At 49.1% G+C, this 20,349-nt stretch carries 16 protein-coding genes; 5 read left to right on the top strand and 11 right to left on the bottom strand.

Translation table 11 applies throughout. The features are described 5' to 3' along the window. The first annotated feature begins 352 nt into the window (after positions 1 to 352). Positions 353 to 1,891, top strand: coding sequence for an FGGY-family carbohydrate kinase (locus LQZ19_RS10225; protein WP_411047570.1), 1,539 nt, complete (start codon positions 353 to 355; stop codon positions 1,889 to 1,891). Positions 1,892 to 1,924: 33 nt separating this feature from the next. On the opposite strand, the gene LQZ19_RS10220 is transcribed toward LQZ19_RS10225, so the two are convergent. Continuing rightward, the gene (locus LQZ19_RS10220) at positions 1,925 to 4,996 is read right to left on the bottom strand and encodes a hybrid sensor histidine kinase/response regulator (protein WP_411047569.1); all 3,072 of its coding nucleotides are present in this window, start codon (positions 4,994 to 4,996) and stop codon (positions 1,925 to 1,927) included. 223 nt (positions 4,997 to 5,219) lie between these two features. Further along, positions 5,220 to 6,764: a right-handed parallel beta-helix repeat-containing protein gene (locus LQZ19_RS10215; protein WP_411047568.1), complete on the bottom strand. Its 1,545-nt coding sequence runs from the start codon at positions 6,762 to 6,764 to the stop codon at positions 5,220 to 5,222. A gap of 151 nt (positions 6,765 to 6,915) precedes the next feature. On the opposite strand from LQZ19_RS10215, the gene LQZ19_RS10210 reads away from it, so the two are divergent. Continuing rightward, on the top strand, positions 6,916 to 7,539 hold the full coding sequence (locus LQZ19_RS10210; RefSeq protein WP_411047567.1) for a response regulator: 624 nt from the start codon (positions 6,916 to 6,918) through the stop codon (positions 7,537 to 7,539). Positions 7,540 to 7,605: 66 nt separating this feature from the next. Here LQZ19_RS10210 and LQZ19_RS10205 read toward each other — a convergent pair whose 3' ends face one another. From LQZ19_RS10205 to LQZ19_RS10185, 5 genes are all read right to left on the bottom strand, one after another. Beyond that, a complete protein-coding gene (locus LQZ19_RS10205; RefSeq protein ID WP_411047566.1) occupies positions 7,606 to 8,253 on the bottom strand; it encodes a hypothetical protein in 648 nt (215 codons plus the stop codon). Beyond that, a complete protein-coding gene (locus tag LQZ19_RS10200) occupies positions 8,250 to 9,473 on the bottom strand; it encodes a sensor histidine kinase (protein WP_411047565.1) in 1,224 nt (407 codons plus the stop codon). Before LQZ19_RS10200 ends, LQZ19_RS10205 begins: the two co-directional genes overlap by 4 nt. 57 nt (positions 9,474 to 9,530) lie before the next feature. Next, a complete protein-coding gene (locus LQZ19_RS10195) occupies positions 9,531 to 10,646 on the bottom strand; it encodes an HD domain-containing phosphohydrolase (protein ID WP_411047564.1) in 1,116 nt (371 codons plus the stop codon). A gap of 221 nt (positions 10,647 to 10,867) precedes the next feature. Next, positions 10,868 to 12,220, bottom strand: coding sequence for an MATE family efflux transporter (locus LQZ19_RS10190; RefSeq protein WP_411047563.1), 1,353 nt, complete (start codon positions 12,218 to 12,220; stop codon positions 10,868 to 10,870). Between the two features lie 70 nt (positions 12,221 to 12,290). Then, positions 12,291 to 12,884 (bottom strand): TetR/AcrR family transcriptional regulator, encoded by a 594-nt coding sequence (locus tag LQZ19_RS10185; RefSeq protein ID WP_411047562.1) that lies wholly within the window; start codon positions 12,882 to 12,884, stop codon positions 12,291 to 12,293. 224 nt (positions 12,885 to 13,108) lie between these two features. On the opposite strand from LQZ19_RS10185, the gene LQZ19_RS10180 reads away from it, so the two are divergent. The 3 genes from LQZ19_RS10180 to LQZ19_RS10170 all read left to right on the top strand — a co-directional run bounded on the left by LQZ19_RS10180 (position 13,109) and on the right by LQZ19_RS10170 (position 16,077). Next, entirely contained in the window at positions 13,109 to 13,450 is a 342-nt protein-coding gene (locus LQZ19_RS10180) for a phenylpyruvate tautomerase MIF-related protein (RefSeq protein WP_411047561.1), read from the top strand. A gap of 95 nt (positions 13,451 to 13,545) precedes the next feature. Further along, the gene (locus tag LQZ19_RS10175) at positions 13,546 to 15,432 is read left to right on the top strand and encodes a methyl-accepting chemotaxis protein (protein ID WP_411047560.1); all 1,887 of its coding nucleotides are present in this window, start codon (positions 13,546 to 13,548) and stop codon (positions 15,430 to 15,432) included. A gap of 129 nt (positions 15,433 to 15,561) precedes the next feature. Beyond that, positions 15,562 to 16,077 (top strand): hypothetical protein, encoded by a 516-nt coding sequence (locus LQZ19_RS10170; protein WP_411047559.1) that lies wholly within the window; start codon positions 15,562 to 15,564, stop codon positions 16,075 to 16,077. Positions 16,078 to 16,132: 55 nt separating this feature from the next. Here the strand turns inward: LQZ19_RS10170 and cysK are convergent, their stop codons facing one another. From cysK to LQZ19_RS10150, 4 genes are read right to left on the bottom strand one after another with little or no spacing between them, the layout of a single operon-like run. After that, on the bottom strand, positions 16,133 to 17,062 hold the full coding sequence (gene cysK / locus LQZ19_RS10165) for a cysteine synthase A (RefSeq protein WP_411047558.1): 930 nt from the start codon (positions 17,060 to 17,062) through the stop codon (positions 16,133 to 16,135). 58 nt (positions 17,063 to 17,120) lie between these two features. Then, positions 17,121 to 18,161 carry a uroporphyrinogen decarboxylase family protein gene (locus LQZ19_RS10160; RefSeq protein WP_411047557.1) on the bottom strand — a complete coding sequence of 347 codons (1,041 nt, stop codon included), beginning with the start codon at positions 18,159 to 18,161 and terminating at the stop codon, positions 17,121 to 17,123. Positions 18,162 to 18,168: 7 nt separating this feature from the next. After that, complete coding sequence (gene mtnK, locus LQZ19_RS10155; RefSeq protein WP_411047556.1) at positions 18,169 to 19,437, bottom strand: S-methyl-5-thioribose kinase; 1,269 nt, start codon at positions 19,435 to 19,437, stop codon at positions 18,169 to 18,171. Positions 19,438 to 19,449: 12 nt separating this feature from the next. Beyond that, positions 19,450 to 20,316, bottom strand: coding sequence for an ABC transporter ATP-binding protein (locus tag LQZ19_RS10150; protein WP_411047555.1), 867 nt, complete (start codon positions 20,314 to 20,316; stop codon positions 19,450 to 19,452). Positions 20,317 to 20,349 lie beyond the last annotated feature (33 nt).

Here is a 20,349-nt window from a genome sequence, read left to right as displayed (position 1 = left end):
GCGTGACATTATCGGTTATTATAGGGGAATAGGAATATAAATGTCAAGTATACCCATTCATTTACTAAGATATGATAATAAATGAATATGAAGCTGTATTTCATATATACACGCTATATATACCGTATATACAATATAATTACACCATATGAAGCGTATATATACGTTAAATTATTTTTAAACAATCTTTTATCGAAGCCCGCTTGACAATTTATTATTACTTAGTTATTACTTAATAACACTAGGAAATAATATATTTGACCAGCCGGTGATCGGCGCCGCCCATAACGGGCCTGCCGTTTTATTCGAAAGTCCGGTTTAATACCCCGGAGCTTGCTCCGCGGAGGTTTATATGAAAGATCTGGTTATTGGCGTTGATATAGGTACTTCTTCTATTAAGGCCGCTGTTGTCACCCTCCGTGGGGAACGTATCGGCACGGCATCGGAAAAGGTTTCGGTTATCCGCTCCAAGGATGGATTTTCCGGCCAGGATATGAATGTTGTATGGGAGGTGGTTGCTTCCTGTATAAACAATTCAATGCGCGCAGCAAAAGTAAGCGGGGATGCTATAGCCGCAGTTGCCTGCGCCGGACAGGGCGACGGCGCGTGGATGATTGACAAAACAGGGAAGCCCCTGGGACAGGCGGTGCTTTGGAATGACACCAGGGCCGGTGAAATCGTGAACGCCTGGAAACAAAATGGGCTTTTGGCAAAGGTGTATGCAAAAACCGCCACGGCGCTGTGGCCGGGGGCCATGGCGCCCATCATGGCATGGTTCAGGGATACTAATCCCGGTGTAATTAAATCCCTGGGGACCGTTTTTTGCTGCAAGGACTGGATAAACTACTGCCTTACCGGCGAAATAGCCACCGACAGAAGCGATGGGACTATTCCCTTTACCAATGTAGAAACCCGCCGGATTGACCACTCAATACTGAAGGATTTGGACCTTTCGTTTTTAGATGATAAAATACCGGCGGTGAAAGACTCTTTTTCGGTTATAGGAACAGTGCATAACGGCGCTGCTCTAAAAACAGGATTGCTGCCGGGGACACCGGTGGTGACCGGGTTGATTGATGTCGCGGCTAATGCGGTTGGCGCCGGTGTGGTTTCTTCCGGGCAGGCTTTGTTGATATTGGGAACCACATCACTGCTCGCCGCCTCTTTTGGGGAATCCCCGAGGGACAATCGTACTATTGGCGCAACGGTTCTGCATGCGGTGGATAAACAATGGCTGCGTGTCTTTGGCGCCCAATCGGGAACGCCGAATGTTGATTGGATGGCACATGGGTTTAATCTTTTAACGGATACAAAGGACGGTAAAATACCCGATTTTATCTTAATCGATAAACTAATCGAAACATCCCCCGCCGGCGCAAGGGGAGTGCTCTATCATCCATTTTTAGGGGGTGAACGTGCGCCCTTTGTTGAGCCAAACGCCGCCTCCGGTTTTTTTGGAATTAACGCCCTTACCAATGCGGGGGATCTTTGCCGTTCTGTCTATGAAGGCGTCGCCTTATCCGCAAAGCACTGTCTGACAGAAATGGATTTTGCGGTGAAAAAAATTGCCATCACCGGCGGCGGCGCCCGCAGTGATGTATGGTGCAGAATTATTGCGGATGTGATGAATTGCGAACTTGTGGTTCCTGAGGGAGAGGAACTTGGCATACGCGGCGCGGCGATTACGGCAGGTGTAGGAATCGGATTGTATACATCCTACGAAGAAGCGGCCCATTTAATCGTTAAAGAACATAAGCGCTATTTTCCCAATCCAGAAAATGTGCATATCTATGATGATCTCTTCCCTATATATCGCGGGCTTATTGACAGTATGAAAGAATATTGGGGGAAGCGGAAAGCTTTCCTGGAAAAACACTCTGTATATGGTTAAGGAGATCGAACTGGGCGAAGAACCGGGCGATGCTTAATTCAATAGCAGGTCGATACATTTAATCGCCTTGTCATATTCAAACAACAGTATAAATTGTTCTATCTCCGTTATGCGGTCCTTTGTTTTTTTATCCAGAGGCATAAGCGCATACTGGAGGAGCAGCGTATTCACCTCTCCAATGTGCATATTGACGAGGGCGTTTTTGAGCTCCATAAGTCCCGGGACAGCCGTTCCCGCTTGAAGGGCAGCCGGGACTTCATCATGAAGGAGGGAAGCGTTAATGCTGTTTAACAACGACGTGAGCTTTTCCAGCAGCGGCGCCGTTTTTTCCTTTATGGTCTCTGCGTCTTCCCGTCGGGCCGCTTCTTCCATCAACGCTGCATCTTCTCCAAACTCAAGGGCGCCTACGCTGCGGGCTGCCCCCTTGAGGGCGTGGACAAGGATGGTATAGAGGCCGAGGTCTCCTTTCTCCGCAGCTTCCTTCAACTCCCCGGCTTTGTCCGCCGCATCATGACTAAAGGAAGAGAGTATGTCCCGGTAGATCGCCGGATCGTCCCCGGAATTTTGCATACCCCGGATCTGATCAAGGCCGGGTATGCCGGGGAGGGGAGGGCTCTTTTTGTCGGGGTGGTCCTTCTCTTCGGCAAGGGAGTTTATCCGTTTTTCCCGGGGTATCCATTTTTCCAGTATGGCGTTGAGTTTTTTTGTTTCGATAGGTTTTGCGAGAAAATCATCCGCTCCGTTTTTCAGAAACAGTTCCCGCTGACCCGTAAGGGCGTTTGCGGTGAGCATGATAAGGGGCAGCTTCCGGTAGTATTCATCGCTTATTCCCATGGCCCTGATTTTGGCGGCAACTTCAAGGCCGTCCATGTCGGGCATCATGTGATCCAAAAAAATAAGATCATAGCGTTTGTTTTTTACCATTTCTACCGCATGGGAACCGGAAAGACAGGTGTCAATGACCATGCCATAGGCGGCCATAAGTTCCTTGGCTACCCGCAGGTTGGTGGAGATATCGTCAACAATTAACACCCCTATGGAGGGGGCGGTAAACTCCGTCCGGTGATGATCCCTGGGTAAGGATCGTCCGATGGAAGTACCGTTTAACACATTAGCCATGGTGATAGAATAAATTGGCATGAGGATACAGTTGATATCCCGGTAGGCCGTTCCTTCCCCCTTTTCTACCATGATCACCAAATGAGGGGGGGAGGGGTTTTTCCCCACCGCAGCCACAGAATCGGCGGCGTATCTTGAGGATACAAAGGCAAAATCGTTTTTTCCTTCTTCAAGTTCCCTTATAAAAACATCCAGGGTTTCGGCGCGCCGGGGTGATACCCCAAGTCCTTCCAGGGCGGCGTTTAAAAACCGGTAAAACCGGGGCCGTTCCTCCAGGATCAGCACCCCCTTTGCGGGCGGCCGTGTAAGGGCGGCTGTTTTTTTCAGGTCCGTAAAACCCTGTACAATCCTGGCGGTAAAGGTGGAACCATTGTCGTAGCTGCTTTCCACGGTGATGTCCCCCTCCATGGCCTTGCAGAGATTAAGGGCAATGGGAAGGCCGAGGCCGGTGCCCTCAACCCCCTGGTTGTGGGAAAGGTCCAGCCGGGAAAATTCGTTAAACAGTCTTTTAAGATCCTCTTCCTTTATGCCGATCCCGCTGTCGCTCACCTCAATTTCCAGTTCCAGTTTTCCTTCCCAAATTATTTTTGATTGGATGTTCAGGATCACAAATCCTTCTTTGGTGTATTTCGCAGCGTTGTTGAGCAGGTTGAGCAGGATCTGCCGTATCCTGACCTCGTCTCCAAAAAGCCAGGCCGGGATGGCGCTGTCAGTATTAACAAAAAAATCAACCGGCCTGTCGGCAAAGCGGATATGGATCATGTTGATCACATCGTTTATCAGGGATGAAAAACAGTAGAACTTCGGTTCCAGCTTCATCTGACCGGATTCAATTTTTGAAAGATCAAGAATATCGTTGATAATTGCCAGCAGGGAGGTTCCCGCCTGGTTGATGATCGAAATGTATTCGTACAGATCACCGGGGATATCCTTACGCATGATAATTTCGGACATACCCAGGATGGAGTTCATGGGGGTCCGGATCTCGTGGCTCATCTTTGCTAAAAAACTGGATTTACTTCTGTTTTCTGTTTCCGATTTGTTTTTCTCCCGGTTAAGGCGGATCAGGAGATAACTTATTAGGGATACCAGGATGATCCCCTGGGCGGAAAGCACGATAGACATATGCCATAGATCTTCATAGTAGCTTACCAGGGGAGTAGCCAGGCCCACATACCAGCCGTTAAAAAGCTGTTTATAATAGGTTACCATGATTTTGTTCTCCGGGCCCAGGACCCGCACCGCGGCGGTATCTTTTTCTCCCGAGCGCAGTATAGCGGTTATTTTTTCGTGGTTCCGGCTGAACTGCCCCATGTATTTGCCTATCCTTGCCGGATCGGGGTGGATGATAAAGCTAAGATCCTGGTTCAGCATCAAACCGTATCCCCCTGCGGCAATGCTCATATTCTCCACATACTCGGCGATATTATCGATGGATATCTCCATGGCGATAACGCCGTAGAATTCCCCCTCCGGGCCATAGAGGCTTTTGGATACGGAAATAACATTTTCCCCGGTGACCGTATTGGTGTAGAGGGCGGTGAAGGCGGTCTTGTAGGGATTTTCCCGGGCCGCTATATACCAGGGTCTTTCATGGGGTACATAAGAATCAGGCGCCTCCCAGCCGGAACTGCTTACAAATTGGCCCCGGAAGCATCCGTAGAGGTCAAGAAATCCCGAGGAATAACCGATGCCGCCGTCTGCTTCGCCTATCCATCCGGTATATTCCCGGAGAAAATCCTGAATGCCTTCTTTCTGCCCGGGGAAAAGCCGGTTCCGAATCAGGTAGGATGCTTCCGCCAGGATTAGTTCGGATTCCTGCAGGGTGGCGTAGAGCCGCAGTTCCGCTGTTCCCAGGGCGCCAGCCGCCGCAGCGTCAATCTCTTTTTCCAGAATGCTGCGGACAAAGAAATAGCTTACCAGTACCATCAGGAGAAAGGCAGAAAAAACAAAGGCAAATTGTACCGCAATCCGGTTAGTCTTCATTAAGCGGGCGGATCCCTTTCTTCTCCCTCCGGTTCTGCAAAATACCGTACCGGGGAATGATAATTTTTTTATATCTTTTTTAAAATAATTTTTTTTGCGGTACTGTTATAGAAGTAGTTTTTGTATTTAGGTATATTTTTAAACCAAAAATAAGAAGGAAGAAAGGGAACCGCAAAGGAGGTTTCCTTTGCGGCTGGAAATTTCCAAGAAATGGAACTTTATCTTATGGCAGGTTGTACACGTTTTCGCCTTCGCCGTCCCCGGCGGTGTTGCCGGTGACGGTTCCTTTGCCGGGGGCGTAGGCGCCGCTTTGCTTCACAAATATCCCGCCGCCCACGAACTCTGCGGCGTTACCGGTAATGGACCCCGCCGTGAGGGTAAAGCCGGGCTTGGCGATCTGTTTGCCCGTGTTCTGCACCTCGAAATTGCCTCTGGTATAGGCCCCCCGCTGTTCCGGTATGGAAAGCTCCTCGCCGGCCGCATAGACCCCGGCGCCGTAGTCCGCCTTGTTGCCGCTGATGGTCCCGCCCTTCATGAAAAAGCCCCCCAGGGTTTGGGTGATGGTTGCCGTATTTTTTACGCGATCCACCGTATATTGGGCGAAGACGCTGCCGTTTTCAATGTACACGCCGCCCCCTTCGACGGCGGTATTATCCCTGATGGCGGCGCTTCCCTCCAGGGAAACTAATACCCCGCCTTTAAACCTGCGCGCCGGATTTCCTTCGGATTCCCAGTCAAAGTAGTACGTGCCGCTACCAACATTAAAGGTCTCGTCCTTCGTTCCCGCTATGTAGATGCCGCCCCCCTGTTTGGCCTTGTTGCCGGAAATTACGACATTCCCGGTAATGGTGGCCCGTATTTGTTTATCTGGCCTAAAAAAGATGCCGCCCCCCTTGCCGCTGACGGTATTGCCGGTGATGGTAACGTTGTCCTGGATCACCAGGGTTCCCCCGGTCATCTCTATGCCGCCGCCGTCCGGATTGAAGGTATTCAGGTTAATGCCGCTGATCGAAACATTGCCCTTGAGGGTAACCGTTCCGTCCCCAAACTTAATGCCGGCCTCCTTGCCGCCGGTGATTTTAACATTGTCCTGGATGGTAATTTCACCGCCGCTTACTAACACACCCTCCTCAAATCCACGATCAATAGAAGGGAGGTTGGTAATTTCCACATCGTCTTTGACGATAGCCTTTGCGCCTCCGCCCACACGTATTCCGGCAGCTTGCCGATCATCGTATATCATTGCCTCGTTGATAATTTTTGCGTTTGATTCAATGGTTACCAGGGTCCCGCTGCCATCGGCGGATACACTGAAAACCTGGGCATCCTTTCCAATAACTGCCTGCGCGCCGCCGGAAAGGTCAATTCCACTCTTAACGAGCCGGACGTTTTCAAAGCGGAATTTAGACCTGCCCCTTATGGAAAGCCTTAGGTCAAACCCAATGGGCTCATTCAGGCTGGTGATGGTTATTTCGCCGTCCCCGGTATCGTCTATGCTTGTATAGCCCACGTAGGAGGTAGTATCTGTAGGCCGCGTATTCGCGGGTTTAAGCAGGACAATCTTTTTTACCGCCGTGGCTTTGGCGGATTCAAGGGCCTTGTCAATTGATTTAAAGGCCTGTTCCTGGGAGCGGCCGTTGTTGGTGTCGTTCCCTGCCTCCACATCCACATAGTAGGCCCGTTCTGCGGCCTGGGCAAAGAGCGGGGTGGTCCCGGCCAGCAAAACCGAAACCGCCAGGGCAAAGACGAATGCGATCTTTTTCATCATTAATACTCCTTAAAGAGCATATTATATAAAAAAATCCGGCCTTGTATTCAGTGTTTACGCACAAAAATGGGAAATTATCATAAAATAAAAAAAACCGTTTCTATGCGTTAGCCCCCACGACAAATCTTTAAAAGGGGTGTATGTTTTGTGAATGCTGACTATTTTTTTGGTTGATGACCATGTGATGGTGCGCCGCGGCCTGGAAGCCCGGCTGGCCGCCACGGGCCGTTATCGCATTGCCGGGGAGGCGGCTTCCCTCTCCGGGGCGCGGGGGCTGCTTGCCAGCCCGGAGTTCCCTCCAGACCTGATCATCCTGGACCTGGAACTGGGGGATGAAAACGGGCTTGAGCTTATCGGGACCCTGGAAAAACAGCATGTCGCTGCCGGTGAGCTTTCCCGGGGCAGGATACCCGCAATCCTGGTATATTCGGTGTTTGACGATCCCTTCCGCATACAGTCCGCCCTGCATATGGGGGCCCGGGGGTATGTCTCGAAGTCCGCGGGGGAAGCGGAAATGCTGGCCGCGGTTGAGGCGGTTCTTGCGGGACGCATCTGGCTTGACCCCCGGTTGGAACTGAAAACAAAGGCTATGCCGGATATTTACGCTCTGTTCACCAAACGGGAGCGGGAAATCTTAGAGCTTGTTCAGAAACGGTACGATAACGGGGCTATCGCCAAAAAGCTTTCCCTCAGTCTACGCACCATAGAAAACTACCTTAGCCGCATTTACGCCAAAACCGGCGCCGCCACCCGGAATGAACTTTTGGCCTTGTAGGATTTGGGTAAGCAGGAAATAAAAATTTTAACCCCAAAGCCGAAAAAGCAAACATCAAGTTCTTCTTCATCTCCCTTCCTTCTTTTTTTCCAAAACACGGCGCAGCAGCTGTCCCAGGCCGTAACCTCCGAAGATGGTAATGAACCGGTCGACAATATTTACCGGGATGCGGGAGAAAATATTCGCCGCAAGAAGGGGCAGTTTATTTCGCAGTAATCCTATCTTGAAAAAAGTATAGGAGAGCGCCTCGTGGTCTCCTGTTCCCAGGATAACCGTACCGGCCCAATCGATAACACCTCCGATGAGGCTTATGGTTATACAGGTAAGGAGATATAGGAGGAGCAGGGATGATGCCGTACTGATCGTTGAATAGGGCTCGCCCCGGTTGGCGGAATTTGCCGGATGCGTAAGCTTCCCGCGGAAACCATATATCAACAGCACTTCTGCGGTGGTACACAGGATAAAAGCTAAAGAGCCCCAGGAGCTGAACACTATGTACTGTACCCCGCTTGCAATACCGTGACTCAGGACGGCGATGAAGATTCCCGGCAGGGGGGGGATGGCAAAGGCAATGGTACAGGTGAACAGGGTGTCCAGAAATAAGGGAAGATGGAGTACCTTAACCCCCAGAAAGGTGAGGGAATAGTTGAGTATACAAACGGCAAATGCCGCTGCTATACAGGGCACAATATTTTTTATGGTGATGGTTTTCATTGCAGCGGCGCCTCAATTTTTACCAGGGTACCTTCGCCTTCTTCGCTTATAAAGCTTAAAACTCCCCCCAGTATGGCGATGCGTTCATACATTCCCCGGATACCGAAGCGGCCGGGGCTTTGCCAATTTTCTGCGGAAAGGGGAGGGGTGAAACCCCTGCCGTCATCGGAAACACAGATCAACAGGCCCGGTTTTTTTTCGCTGCCCCCGTAACCGGCATTGCGCAGCAGTACTGTTACTTCGCTTGCCTCCGCATGTTTCCGGATATTCGTAAGCGCCTCCTGTACCAGCCTGAAACATTGGATCTGCATTTCAACCGGCATGGGATCGGGACTGAACCCTTCGGTAACCGTTATGCGGCATTCGATATTCGCCGTGTTACTAAAATCATAGCAAAGCTTGCGCAGCGCATCCGACAGCCCCCGGTAGCGGAATTCCGGCGGCGCCAGGTCGTTACAGATGGTCCGCACCCGGGCGATAAGCTCCGTTTGGCCGCTGCTCAGATCGGTACAAAACGCCTGTATTTCAGCGTTGGTTGCGCGGCGGCTAATCTGCGAAACCATCATTGTCAGGGCGCTCAGTTCCTGGGCCACCGTATCGTGCAGCTCCCGGGCGATACGGGAGCGTTCCTGCTCCCGCCCAAGCACCATTTGGCGGGAAAAGGCGGCGCTTTGTCTGCTCCTGATCCGCGTTTTTTCCAGCGCCCTATTGAGCTGCCATACAAACAGGGACATGATGATGATAAGGGTAATGAAAATAATGAACTGGTAAAAGTATTCCAAGTGAATAGTATCCGCCATTGCCGAATCAAGATACTGCCACCGGGCAAGCTCTTTACGGATTCCTGCTGCGGAATTTAAAACCCCGTCAGTTTGTTCCCCCCGAATCGCCTGCGCCAGTTCCTCCGTCAGATGCGTTATTTTTGCGGTCATATCCTTTGGGGAAAAGGCGGTAATCATGCCGCTTTTATACAGCAGGGAACGGCGAAACCCATCCACGGATAGCTTGAAACCATCAAGGGATGCTAAAAGGTTTTCCGGAAGGCTTCCCCGCGGCGACAGGTTCTTAGCGGTAATATAATTCAGTAATTCGGTTTCTACGTTTACCCACTTTTGCGAAACATCATGTATGGACAGGGAGTTACCATCGGCAAAGCTCCTGCCGGATAAAAAACAGAGAAGCGGAACCAAAACCTGAATATACCTACGGATGCTTTTCATGTTCCGGTTTAGTATACTCTATTTTGAATTCGGGGTATATATCCCTAAAACCCTGTGTTAAGCGGGCAGATCCCGTTCTTTTCCCTGGGGGTCTACAAAATGCAGTACCTGGGCGGGCAGTCTGAGTTGTGTATAAATCCCCAAAAAAACATCCGTGATATTGGGATCAAAGTGGCGCTCCCGTTCACCCCCGATTATCTTGGCCGCCTCGTCCGGTGAAAAGGCCTTTTTATAGGGCCGCTGTGAGACCAGGGCGTCGTAGACATCCACAATGGCCATGAGCCTGCCCTGGAGGGGAATATTCTCCCCCGCAAGACCGCGGGGGTACCCCGACCCATCCCATTTTTCATGATGGGAACCGGCCATAATTCGGGCATGGGTCAGAAAGACCGTTTCCTTAACGCCTTCCTGTATTTTTTCAATGATCTTTTCGCCAAAGGTGGTGTGCTTTTTCATCTCCTCAAATTCTTCTTCAGTCAGTCCGGCTGTTTTCAGCAGGATTGAATCCCGTATGGCGATCTTCCCTACATCGTGCAGTTGGGCGGACTGGAAAAAAAGTTCCAGGTTCCAGCTTTCAAGCTCGGCGGCGTAGACCCTTTTTTTCCGCATTTCCTCCGTCAGGATGCGCAGAAAATATTCGGTCCGTTCCACATGTTCCCCCGTAACATCATCCCTCCATTCAACCAGGTTACTTATGGTTTTCAGGATGCCGCGCCGCAGGTTCAGTACCGTGCCGGTTTTTTCATCCACCAGCTGCTGGAGCTTGTCATTTAAATACCGGAGTTCCCATTTTTGCGATTCCACCAGCATATGTACGTCCACCCGTTTAATAAGCAGGGGCGGAGAAAAGGGTTTGGCGATATAATCCACTGCTCCCAGATTAAAGCCCTCCAGTTCGCTTCCCGGATCAGTTTTGGAGGTTAAAAATATAACCGGTATATCCTTTGTTTTTTCATTTTTCTTTAAAACGATGATAGCCTCGTAACCGCTGAGATCCGGCATCAGTATATCAAGCAGGATAAGGTCCACAGGATTGGATTCCAGAAAAAGAAACATCTTTTCTGCGCTGGGAACGGTAAATACATCGTACTTATTCATCAAGGTATTACGCGCCATTTTCAGATTGACCTGATTATCGTCAACCAGAAGAACTCTCTTGCGGATGTTTTCCACGGTAAATTCCTTTATACGATCCACGAAATACGGGGACAGATAATATTTTTGTATAAACTACTTTTAAAATAACGTTTTTTATACTATCGTTATAGAAGTATTTTTTGTTTTTTGGTATATCTTTAAACCAATAACCACGGAGGCGAAGAGGGCGCGCAAAGGGAAGACAGGGGTAAAACGTCATACCTGCTATTTTCCCTGTCCTTATTCACCTTTTTCGCTTATTGCATCACCCGGAAAACGCGTATTGAAAGCGGAATTGATAAGATAAATGTACCAAGATCGGCGGCGGGTTGGCTGACCAAAATTCCGTTAACACCAAAAAGCGGGGTGAGCAGAAACAACAGGGGCAGCATAAACAGCCCCTGGCGAGCTATGGCCAAAAGACTTGCCTCGAAGGCCTTGCCCATGGTTTGCATCATCATACTATTGATGGTTATCCAGCCCAGGAGGGGAATGGTATAACACTGATACCTGAATGCCTTTGTCCCAATCTCTATAAGCAGCGGATCATCCGGCCTGAACAGCGTAATAATCTGCGGAGCAAAGATAAAACCAAAAATACAGAGGGGGATTAGAGGGATGGTCATGGTAATCAACGAAAATCGAAAGCCCTGTTTTACCCGGGTGAATAGTTTTGCTCCGTAATTAAAACCGCATACCGGCTGGAAACCCTGTCCTATGCCGGCAATCAATGATGCGGCCATCATAAAAACACGCTGTACTATGGTAATTGCCGCAATGACTTCGTCGCCGAAGGCGCCCGCAAGGTTATTCATGCAGATACCGGCAATACTGGCTATTCCCTGCCGCGCAAGGGAAGGCAGGCCGCCTCGTACCATTTCCCGGTAATTTGCCAAACTCGGGGAAAAGTATTTAAACCTAATGCGCACATTATCGTTTTTTCCCGAAGCCCAAAAGAGCAGGCAAGAACTGATAAACTGACTGATCATGGTAGCAAAACCCGCGCCGCCGGTTCCCCAATGGAAAACAAAAATGAACAGCGGATCAAGGGCGATATTAATAAGCGCCCCGCCCACCATACCTATCATGCCGTAAAAAGAACTCCCCTGATAACGGAGCAGGTTATTTTGCATCAGGGAACACATCATAAAAGGGGCGCCCATAAGAATGAAGCGGATGTAGTTCCGTGCGAATGGAAGAATCGTGTCCGTCGCGCCAAGCAGACGGACCAGGGGGTCCAAAAACAGGATGCCGAAAACCGCAAGCAATACGCCGGCGATGAACGCCGAAAAAAAGCCCGTGGCTGCCATCTTTGAAGCGTTTTCAAAGTTTTGCGCCCCCAGTTCACGGGCAATATAATTACCCGATCCGTGGCCGAAGAAAAACCCCACCGCCTGTATCACCGCCATGAGGGGGAAAGCAACGCCCACTGCTGCGGTTGCGCTGGTTCCCAGGAAGCTCACGAAAAATGTATCCACCATATTGTACAGGGCGCTGATAAGCATGATTATCGCCGATGGAATAGCAAGGCCGGTGATAAGCGGGCCGATTGGCGCGGTGGTCATTTTAATGAATTTCTCGTTTTGCAATGACGTCTCACCGGTGTTCATTGGCTCCCCCATAATTCTTCGATAAGCGGTAGTAGTTTTTCTCCCGTTATTGGGATATCCGCAGCTATTTTCATAGGCGTACTCTCTTTTTTTGATAGTTTTTCAGCATAACAATAAACATGTTTACTATCTCGTTAAAACTTGCCTCTTTATGTACCCCGCAGCCCTGGTGAAAGAACCCCATCGCTTCAAGGGAGACAAATCCATGCAGGCTGCTCCGTATAAAGCGGATAAAGTGTATTTCATCATGAGGTTTCAATTTGTAAGGTTCCAGAATCCGGATTAATGTATTTTGCAGGGAATGGGCTGTTTCCTTGAGTTCAGCATTTTCTGACCGGGGAATAATGGAAAAGGCCTTATACAATTCGGGGTGTTTTTTTGCAAAACTCCGATAGGCTGCCGCAATTTCCCTGATCGCCTGTTCCCGGGAACGGCCCACAACCCTGTCCCGGATACTCTTTTCCATGAACTCCAGGGCAAATTGGGCCAGGCGTATCCGCAAATCTTCCAGACCATTGATATGGTTATAGAGGGACGGCGGCTTTACCCCCAGGGCGGCGGCCAAGCTTTGCAGATTCAGGCTTTCAAACCCCTGGGATTCGGCAAGAGTTACCGCCGCAGAAAGAATCGCCTCGTCATCCAATCCTCTTTTTTGTCCCATCATGGTTCCTTTGTAGACTAATGTATATAATATATAACTAATGTGATTAGTCTGTCAAGGAAAAAGGCGAATCAGAATTAAAAGGAAAATACCTTCTTTCCTCCTTCCTTCTGCGCCTTTTTCGACCTTGTGGTTTTTTATTCTTCCTAAGTTTATAATGTTAAGCCCCACTTCCATGCTTGTTTCATCTGTTTTTTTAAGCTAAAGTATTCTAAAGGAGAAATAAGATGCCATTTATTTCGGTGATCATAGGACAAAAACTCAGTAACGCGGAAAAAGACAAACTCAAGTCCGAACTTGGCCGCCTCATCACCATCATCCCCGGCAAAACCGAACCCGACCTCATCGTCCACATCCAGGACTCAGGCGCCGTATACATGGGCGGAACAGAAACCCCCGCTGTTTACATCGACCTCCGGGTCTACACAACGACGAAAGAGGAAGCAAAAAAAACCTTTACCAAAAAGCTCTTCGATTTTATCACCGCCGAATACGGCATAAAACCGGACCGGCAATACCTCACCATCAGCGAATACGAAAATTGGGGCTACGATGGTGAGTTCCACTAACCGGATATAATTAGAGCTTTTCTGTATTGACAACAGCGCGGCTTTATATATAGACAAACTATTATCGAATCTATACATTATTCTTGGAGAAGTTTATGTCCAAAAAGATCGTTTTTATCACCACCGTTGCCATTAGCAGCGTTGTCTCGGCGGCTCTCATGTTCCTGATTATTTTCTTTCTGGGGGATCTGGACGTTCCCCTTGAGCAGACCCTGCTGCGTCTGGTCCTTCCCCTGGTGATCTATCCGATCCTGACCACCGTCATACTTTCCTCAAAGGCCCGTTTTTTTGGCGAAAAAAATTTTGCGTCAGTCAAAGAGCCGGGGCAGGCCGGCAGAGAGGAGGCGTATAAACAGACCCTGGAAAAGCTGGGCAAGATACCATTGGCGGCCTTTGCGGTTATCATTTTGATTAGCCTGGGGTGTCTTCTGGTTATTTTTACCGGCCATACGGCGGTGGGTGTTTCCGGCGCCCTCAGAAACCCCCTGTTTCTTATAAGTTTTTCTACGGCTATGTTTGTTTCCGCCTTTGTGTATGTATTATCCGACGGACTGGTATCCAAGACCCTGGTGTCCAACAAGCTTATGTTCTATCCCCGGGACCTTAAGGAAGGCCGGATAAGCGTCAAGATGTTCATCATTCCCATGGCGATCCTGCTGATCTCCATGCTCTATGAGCTGGGGATTACGGTCTATTCGGCGGTAATATCCGGGAAAAATATGACCGAAATGAACGATGCGGCGGACTGGACCATGTCCGCCATCCTTACGGTTCCCTTTGTGGCGGGCGTCTGCGCCCTTGCATTGGTCCTGAAAAAAAATACCGCGGTTCTTTTTAATTCGGTTATTGTTCAGCTGGAGAATCTGTCCTCCGAGAAAAAGGACCTTACCCGGCGTATTTTCATCTGCTCCGTGGATGAGCTGGGGACCATCTCCGGCATGGTGAACAGCTTCAGCGAAAATATGGAAACCGGTATGAGGGAGATAAAAAGCGGCCAGCGGGAACTATCCGATTCGGGGGTGGAACTGGGGCGGAACGCCCAGGATATGGCGGAATCCGTTGCCCGCATATCCGGGGGAATTGAACAGGTCCGGATCAAGGCGGAAGCCCAGATGCGGAGTGTTTCAGAATCCTCCGCCGCGATACAGGAAATTGCCAAGAACATAGAATCCCTGGATACTTCCATCTCCCGGCAGGGCGAAAGCGTAAGCCGGGCTTCCGCCGCCGTGGAGGAAATGGTGGGTAACATCAATTCAATCGGTTCCATGGTTGAAAAAATGCAGAGTCAGTTCGGCGCGGTGAACACCGCCGCTGTGGACGGCGGAAAGATCCAGCAGGAAAGCGCCGCCAAGGTTCAGGAGATTGTAGCGGAGTCCCAGTCCCTTCTGGAGGCGAACCGCATCATTGCTACCATCGCGGCCCAGACAAACCTTCTGGCCATGAACGCCGCCATTGAGGCCGCCCATGCGGGTGAAACCGGGCGGGGATTCGCGGTGGTGGCCGATGAAATCCGTAAGCTGGCGGAAAATTCCGCCCGGGAGTCCCAGAGGATCAGCACGGAGCTCAAGCAGATTACCGGTACCATTGACAGCATCGTGAAGGGGACTAAGGCTTCGGAGAGCGCCTTTGCCATTGTGGCGGAGCGGGTTGAGGACACGGAAAAGCTCATTTACGAAGTTAGCAACGCTGTCCGGGAACAGCAGGGTGGGGCGGATCAGGTGCTGGATTCCCTCAAAACCATGAAGGATATAAGCTACGAAGTCAGTACCGGTTCCAAGGAGATGAACGAGGGCAACGCCGCCATGCTTTCCGAGATGACAAAACTACAAAGCGATTCCCGTGAGATCTCCACAAGTATAGAAGATATGGTCACCGGTATAACGGCTATCAATACCGGCGCGCAAAAGGTTTCCGGCCTTGCGGAAGGGAACCAGGCCACTATCAAAACCATCACCGCCATTGCGGACGGGTTTGAAGTGTAGGCGTTACGGAAGTAGTGCAGGAATATGGTAAAACCTTGGGTAAAATATTGTATATTCGGTATTTGTGCGGCCGGTTTGGATTATCTGGTCAATATTTTGGTCTTTGAAATTCTCGGCCTTCCCCTGTTTATGGATACCATATTTACCCTGACGGTTACCTTTCTTTTTGGACCGGCCTGCGGGATACTCAGCGCAATTCTTGCCACGGCTATTAATGTAATGGCAACGGGTAAACCTGCTGCCTATATGCTGTATGCCCTTTGCAGTATATCCGCGGTACACCTGACAGACTATTTTAAAAGACATTTTATCGAAGATTCTTCATATTCCTCAGAACCATTCATAAATTCGATAACTTCACTATTACTGCTTGGAGTTATCATGTGCGCAATTGTGAGTATTTTGGGAGGACTCATCGCTATGTTTATCCACAGCGTAGCATTACAGAAACTTTCTTCGCCGGAGGATGATTTTAAACTGGGATTGCTGTTGAATAATGTTCCCTTGGCTCTATCCGAAATAATGGGCCGCCTCCCGATTAATATTGTTGAGCGTATTTTTTCTGTGTTCTCTGCATACGGATTTGCCTCACTGGGGAAAAGACTCTTTCACCGTTACAATGGCGGGAAAATTCAAGTTTTATGAGGATCTTTTTAACCCGTCATACCGTTTACTCTCAGCCGGAACTCTGAAAATTTTTTTAATTAAATAATGAGGTTGACAGATAGCGTTCGCCCGTGTCCGGCAGCAGCGCCACAATTGTTTTACCCGAATTTTCCTGCCGTTTGGCAATAGCCGCTGCAGCAAAGACGGCGGCGCCGGATGATATGCCGGTTAAGAGCCCTTCTTCGATGGCAAGATCGCGGGCTGTTTCAAAGGCTTCGTCATTACGTACTTTGAAAACTTCGTCAATAATACCGGTGTTAAGTACCCTGGGAAAAAATCCGGCGCCGATGCCTTGTATTTTGTGCGGAGCGGGTGCGCCCCCTGAAAGTACCGGTGAATCAAAGGGTTCTACGGCGATAATTTTTACCCCCGGCTTCTTCTGTTTAAGTACCTCGCCCACGCCGGTTATTGTACCGCCCGTTCCGACCCCGGCGACAAATATGTCAACGGCGCCGTTGGTGTCATTCCATATCTCTATCGCCGTGGTAAGCCGGTGAATCTGTGGGTTTGCAGGATTGTCAAACTGCCCGGGAATGTATGAATTGGGAATTTGCGCCTGTAATTCTTTAGCCTTGGCGATAGCTCCCTTCATACCTGATACGCCGGGGGTTAGTATCAGTTCTGCTCCCAGAGCTTTCAGAAGATTACGCCGTTCAATACTCATCGTATCGGGCATGGTAAGTATTATGTGGTACTTTTTTGCCGCCGCCACAAAGGCAAGGGCTATTCCGGTATTCCCACTGGTTGGTTCGATCAGCACCGTGTCCTTGTTGATAAGGCCCCGTTCCTCGGCGTCCTTAATCAGCGCATAACCGATACGATCTTTAACCGATGAAAGGGGATTAAAATATTCCAACTTTGCCAAAAGCCGGGCCCCGAGTTCTTTTGCTGCATTATAATTAGTCAATTCCAAAAGCGGTGTGTTACCAATCAAATCCGTCAAATGTTTTGCTATCTTTCCCATACATCCTCCTCGCCCGGGGCTGTTGAAACCCACAGTGCGTGTTTTGTATCCGGCAAACTCAATTTTTTCTCCCCATGCTCATCATTTTTTTTACATTTTCAACCGGCGTTGCGGGAGGAAGATCGCATCCCGGCATCAGAATAAAACCATTACAGCCGCTTTCGGTGGCTTCGTTTATACATTGTATACACGCATGTTCAACCCCGTCCTGCGTTTCGTTTAACATAACGGCCACGGGATCTACATTGCCGGCGAAGGCAATTTTCCCGCCGAGGGCAGAACGGGCTTTGGTCATGTTAACTTTATAATCCATCGAAAAAAGAGATACGCCTGTTTCAGCAATAAGGTCGAGACGGTCTTCTGTATTACCGCATATATGGAGACAGGTTATGATATTTTTTAATTTTAACGCGGCGAATACTTTTTTTAGCGCCGGAAATGCAAATTCCCGGAAATGTTTTTTGGAAATCATGTCTCCCGATGAATTGGGTTCACCCATCGAAATAAAACCGATCCCGTTTTCGATATAGCTTTCAGCGTAGGCAATAAATATATCGGCGGTCCAATCCAAAAGGCGGTGTACGGCGCCGGGATTTTTATATATGCCGCGCATGAATTTTTCCACACCAAACAGTAAACCGGCCAGCGTTACGGGTCCCCAAACAGTGCCGCCTGTTACGTAATTGCTGCCCGCCTTTTGTACGATAAGCCCGGTGATATCCCTCAGTTTGCTGAGAGCCGTATTGGTCTTTAAAACGTCCAGGTCTACATGTTTTATTATGTCTTCAATATCCTCAAGTGACTTTAACGGCGCTTCCGATACATTGGACGGTCCCTTTGATGTAAAATTCAGGTGGCCCCCAAGAGCCCCTACGACAAGGTTTCCGGAACCGGGGGCCCCCCATATGATATCAGAACCAATGTCCGTATAGGTATTAAACAGGATAGAGGCCGTTTTTTCGCTGTCAGTCGTAAGCATATCCCGCTGTGAAAGGCCGTGGGTGTTGAGTACCCATGAACCGCCGGAGAGTAAAGCAACGGCTTGACGATCCGTTGGATGCAATTGAACAGTATTGTATATAAGTTCTTTTGATGTCATCTTTTCCTCACACCATAACTATCTTATCGTTAACCGTATCATTATAAAACCGTTTTCCCCTTTTCCATACATCTTCCTCAAAAACCGTGTGTTTTACGGCGGAAATATAATCTTCCCCGGTTCTTATTTTTTTCCGGTTGAGGGTAAAATACTTTGAAAGCCGCAGCATGAGGCGTTCCGCCCTTTCCCGCCGGCTTTCGTCCTTTATACCGACCAGATCTTCCACATAGGACATGCCAATTGTCCTGCGTGCCAATTCAAGACCGCAGGAACCGGCGGCGGTGGAGAGAATTTTCTCCAGATACCAGTCGGCGAACCCGGATGCTTTTGCCATAACATCATTTGCATATTCAGAAAACCGGACTTTGAATTTTTTGATGAACATATCAATAATATCGGCAATGGTGTTGAGTACATAATCTTTGAATGTATCGGAGGCGAATTCCGCATCGGCGTTAGCCCAGGCGAAAAAAAGATGCGCTACTATATCGCCTAAATCGTATCCCGCGGGACCAAAAAAAGCGAATTCGGTATCGAAAACTTTTATTTCGTCACCGCGGACAAAAAAGGAACTTGTATGGAGGTCGCCGTGTATTAAAGATTCGGCGCTGTTTAAATATTCAAATTTCAGCTTAGCCGCTTCGAGATGCAATGCGCTGTCACCGTAAAACTCTTCCTGTACAAAACATATATTCTGCGGTAATATTCGGTTGCGGTTATAAATATCGTTATAGGGCTCGGTATAGATAAGTTTTTCCATAATATCGCACATTGGAGGATTGATGAACTGTTTAACAAGGGCCTTTTTTTCTTCATGGTTTACCGTAATATCGCTGGTCAGAAAAAATGAATTGACAATATATTCGGAAATATGATCGGCTAAATGAGGGAATGTTTTACGCTTAAGAAGCGCCTTGCGCAATACGTCATAATCACTGAGATCTTCCATAATAATGGCGCACATCACCGTATCGTAATGGTAAATTTTGACGGTTTTCCCGGGATTTAACTTTTCCTGTACCGAAAGGTATTCTGCCTCAATGCGGCCGCGATCGGTAGAGATTTTCCAGGTGTTATCAAGACGTGTAGCATTACCGGCTTGTTTAATGATCACCGATTTATTCTTGCCGCTTACACGGAAAATGAAATTAACGTTCCCATCGCCGAATTCGACGCAGTGTAACGCTTCGTCCTTGGCGAATATATCGGTTTTTAGGCGCACATAATCCGGTACATCCCCGGTGGCCATTAAAAAATAAGAATCAAATCTTCCCATTATAATCCTCTTTTACAATCCCGCAGAATCGCTCTCCACAACATTTGTGTAAACCGTTTCCTGTGAGACAGGGTTTGCTTTTTCAGGGATGGGTATGTTCTGCAGTAAATTCCATACTTCACCGGTTATCCTGTTGAAATCAATTGAATTACGGGTTTCCTTTACACGCCGTGGCCGGGGCAGAGCAATTGGTACAATTGCCTTTATCGTACCGGGACTCGCTGTCATAACGGCCACCCGGTCGGCAAGAAAAACGGCTTCCTCAATACTGTGGGTGATAAAAACGATCGTTTTTTTCGTCTTTTCCCAAATGCTCAGGAGTTCATCCTGAAGGGTTTCCCTGGTCTGGGCATCCACTGCGGCAAAGGGCTCATCCATGAGCAGTACTTCGGGGTCATAGGCAAGGGCTCGTGCGATGGCTACGCGCTGCCGCATTCCGCCGCTTAGTTCGTGGGGGTAACTGTTTTCAAAACCCTTTAAGTCAACCAGATCGATAAAATGGTCGCTTATGGAATGGCGTTCCGCCTTTTTGATCTTTTTTATCTCAAGCCCGTATTCAATGTTCTGCCGCACGGTCCTCCAGGGAAACAGCGCATACCCCTGCAGCACGATGCCGCGGTCGAGGGCCGGGCCGCTAATCTTATGGCCGTCAATAAAAATTTCACCGGAACTCGGCTTTGAAAGACCGGCGAGAATATCAAGGAAGGTAGATTTACCGCACCCCGAAGGTCCTACGATAGAGACAAATTCCCCGGTCCTGACATTTAAATTGAGGTTTTCCAGCGCCGTAAACTGCCGCTGTCCCTGGCCAAACCGTTTAGTATAGAAAATGCGTCCAACATTACTGGCAACAATCTTATATTCGTTTTCTTCAGTCATATCCGTCCCAAAACTTGGGGACTGGTCGGTCCC

The sequence above is a fragment of the Treponema primitia genome (assembly GCF_046533075.1).
Taxonomy (GTDB): domain Bacteria; phylum Spirochaetota; class Spirochaetia; order Treponematales; family Breznakiellaceae; genus Termitinema; species Termitinema primitia_B.
Note: the sequence above shows the minus strand (reverse complement) of the source record. Positions and strands in the feature narration are given on the sequence as shown.

Excerpts from the sequence above, each read along its gene's own strand:
- LQZ19_RS10225 (WP_411047570.1), top strand. The coding sequence starts at position 353 with ATGAAAGATCTGGTTATTGGCGTTGATATAGGTACTTCTTCTATTAAG.
- LQZ19_RS10220 (WP_411047569.1), bottom strand. The coding sequence starts at position 4,996 with ATGAAGACTAACCGGATTGCGGTACAATTTGCCTTTGTTTTTTCTGCC.
- LQZ19_RS10215 (WP_411047568.1), bottom strand. The coding sequence starts at position 6,764 with ATGATGAAAAAGATCGCATTCGTCTTTGCCCTGGCGGTTTCGGTTTTG.
- LQZ19_RS10210 (WP_411047567.1), top strand. The coding sequence starts at position 6,916 with ATGCTGACTATTTTTTTGGTTGATGACCATGTGATGGTGCGCCGCGGC.
- LQZ19_RS10205 (WP_411047566.1), bottom strand. The coding sequence starts at position 8,253 with ATGAAAACCATCACCATAAAAAATATTGTGCCCTGTATAGCAGCGGCA.
- LQZ19_RS10200 (WP_411047565.1), bottom strand. The coding sequence starts at position 9,473 with ATGAAAAGCATCCGTAGGTATATTCAGGTTTTGGTTCCGCTTCTCTGT.
- LQZ19_RS10190 (WP_411047563.1), bottom strand. The coding sequence starts at position 12,220 with ATGAACACCGGTGAGACGTCATTGCAAAACGAGAAATTCATTAAAATG.
- LQZ19_RS10185 (WP_411047562.1), bottom strand. The coding sequence starts at position 12,884 with ATGATGGGACAAAAAAGAGGATTGGATGACGAGGCGATTCTTTCTGCG.
- LQZ19_RS10180 (WP_411047561.1), top strand. The coding sequence starts at position 13,109 with ATGCCATTTATTTCGGTGATCATAGGACAAAAACTCAGTAACGCGGAA.
- LQZ19_RS10175 (WP_411047560.1), top strand. The coding sequence starts at position 13,546 with ATGTCCAAAAAGATCGTTTTTATCACCACCGTTGCCATTAGCAGCGTT.
- LQZ19_RS10170 (WP_411047559.1), top strand. The coding sequence starts at position 15,562 with ATGGATACCATATTTACCCTGACGGTTACCTTTCTTTTTGGACCGGCC.
- cysK (WP_411047558.1), bottom strand. The coding sequence starts at position 17,062 with ATGGGAAAGATAGCAAAACATTTGACGGATTTGATTGGTAACACACCG.
- LQZ19_RS10160 (WP_411047557.1), bottom strand. The coding sequence starts at position 18,161 with ATGACATCAAAAGAACTTATATACAATACTGTTCAATTGCATCCAACG.
- mtnK (WP_411047556.1), bottom strand. The coding sequence starts at position 19,437 with ATGGGAAGATTTGATTCTTATTTTTTAATGGCCACCGGGGATGTACCG.
- LQZ19_RS10150 (WP_411047555.1), bottom strand. The coding sequence starts at position 20,316 with ATGACTGAAGAAAACGAATATAAGATTGTTGCCAGTAATGTTGGACGC.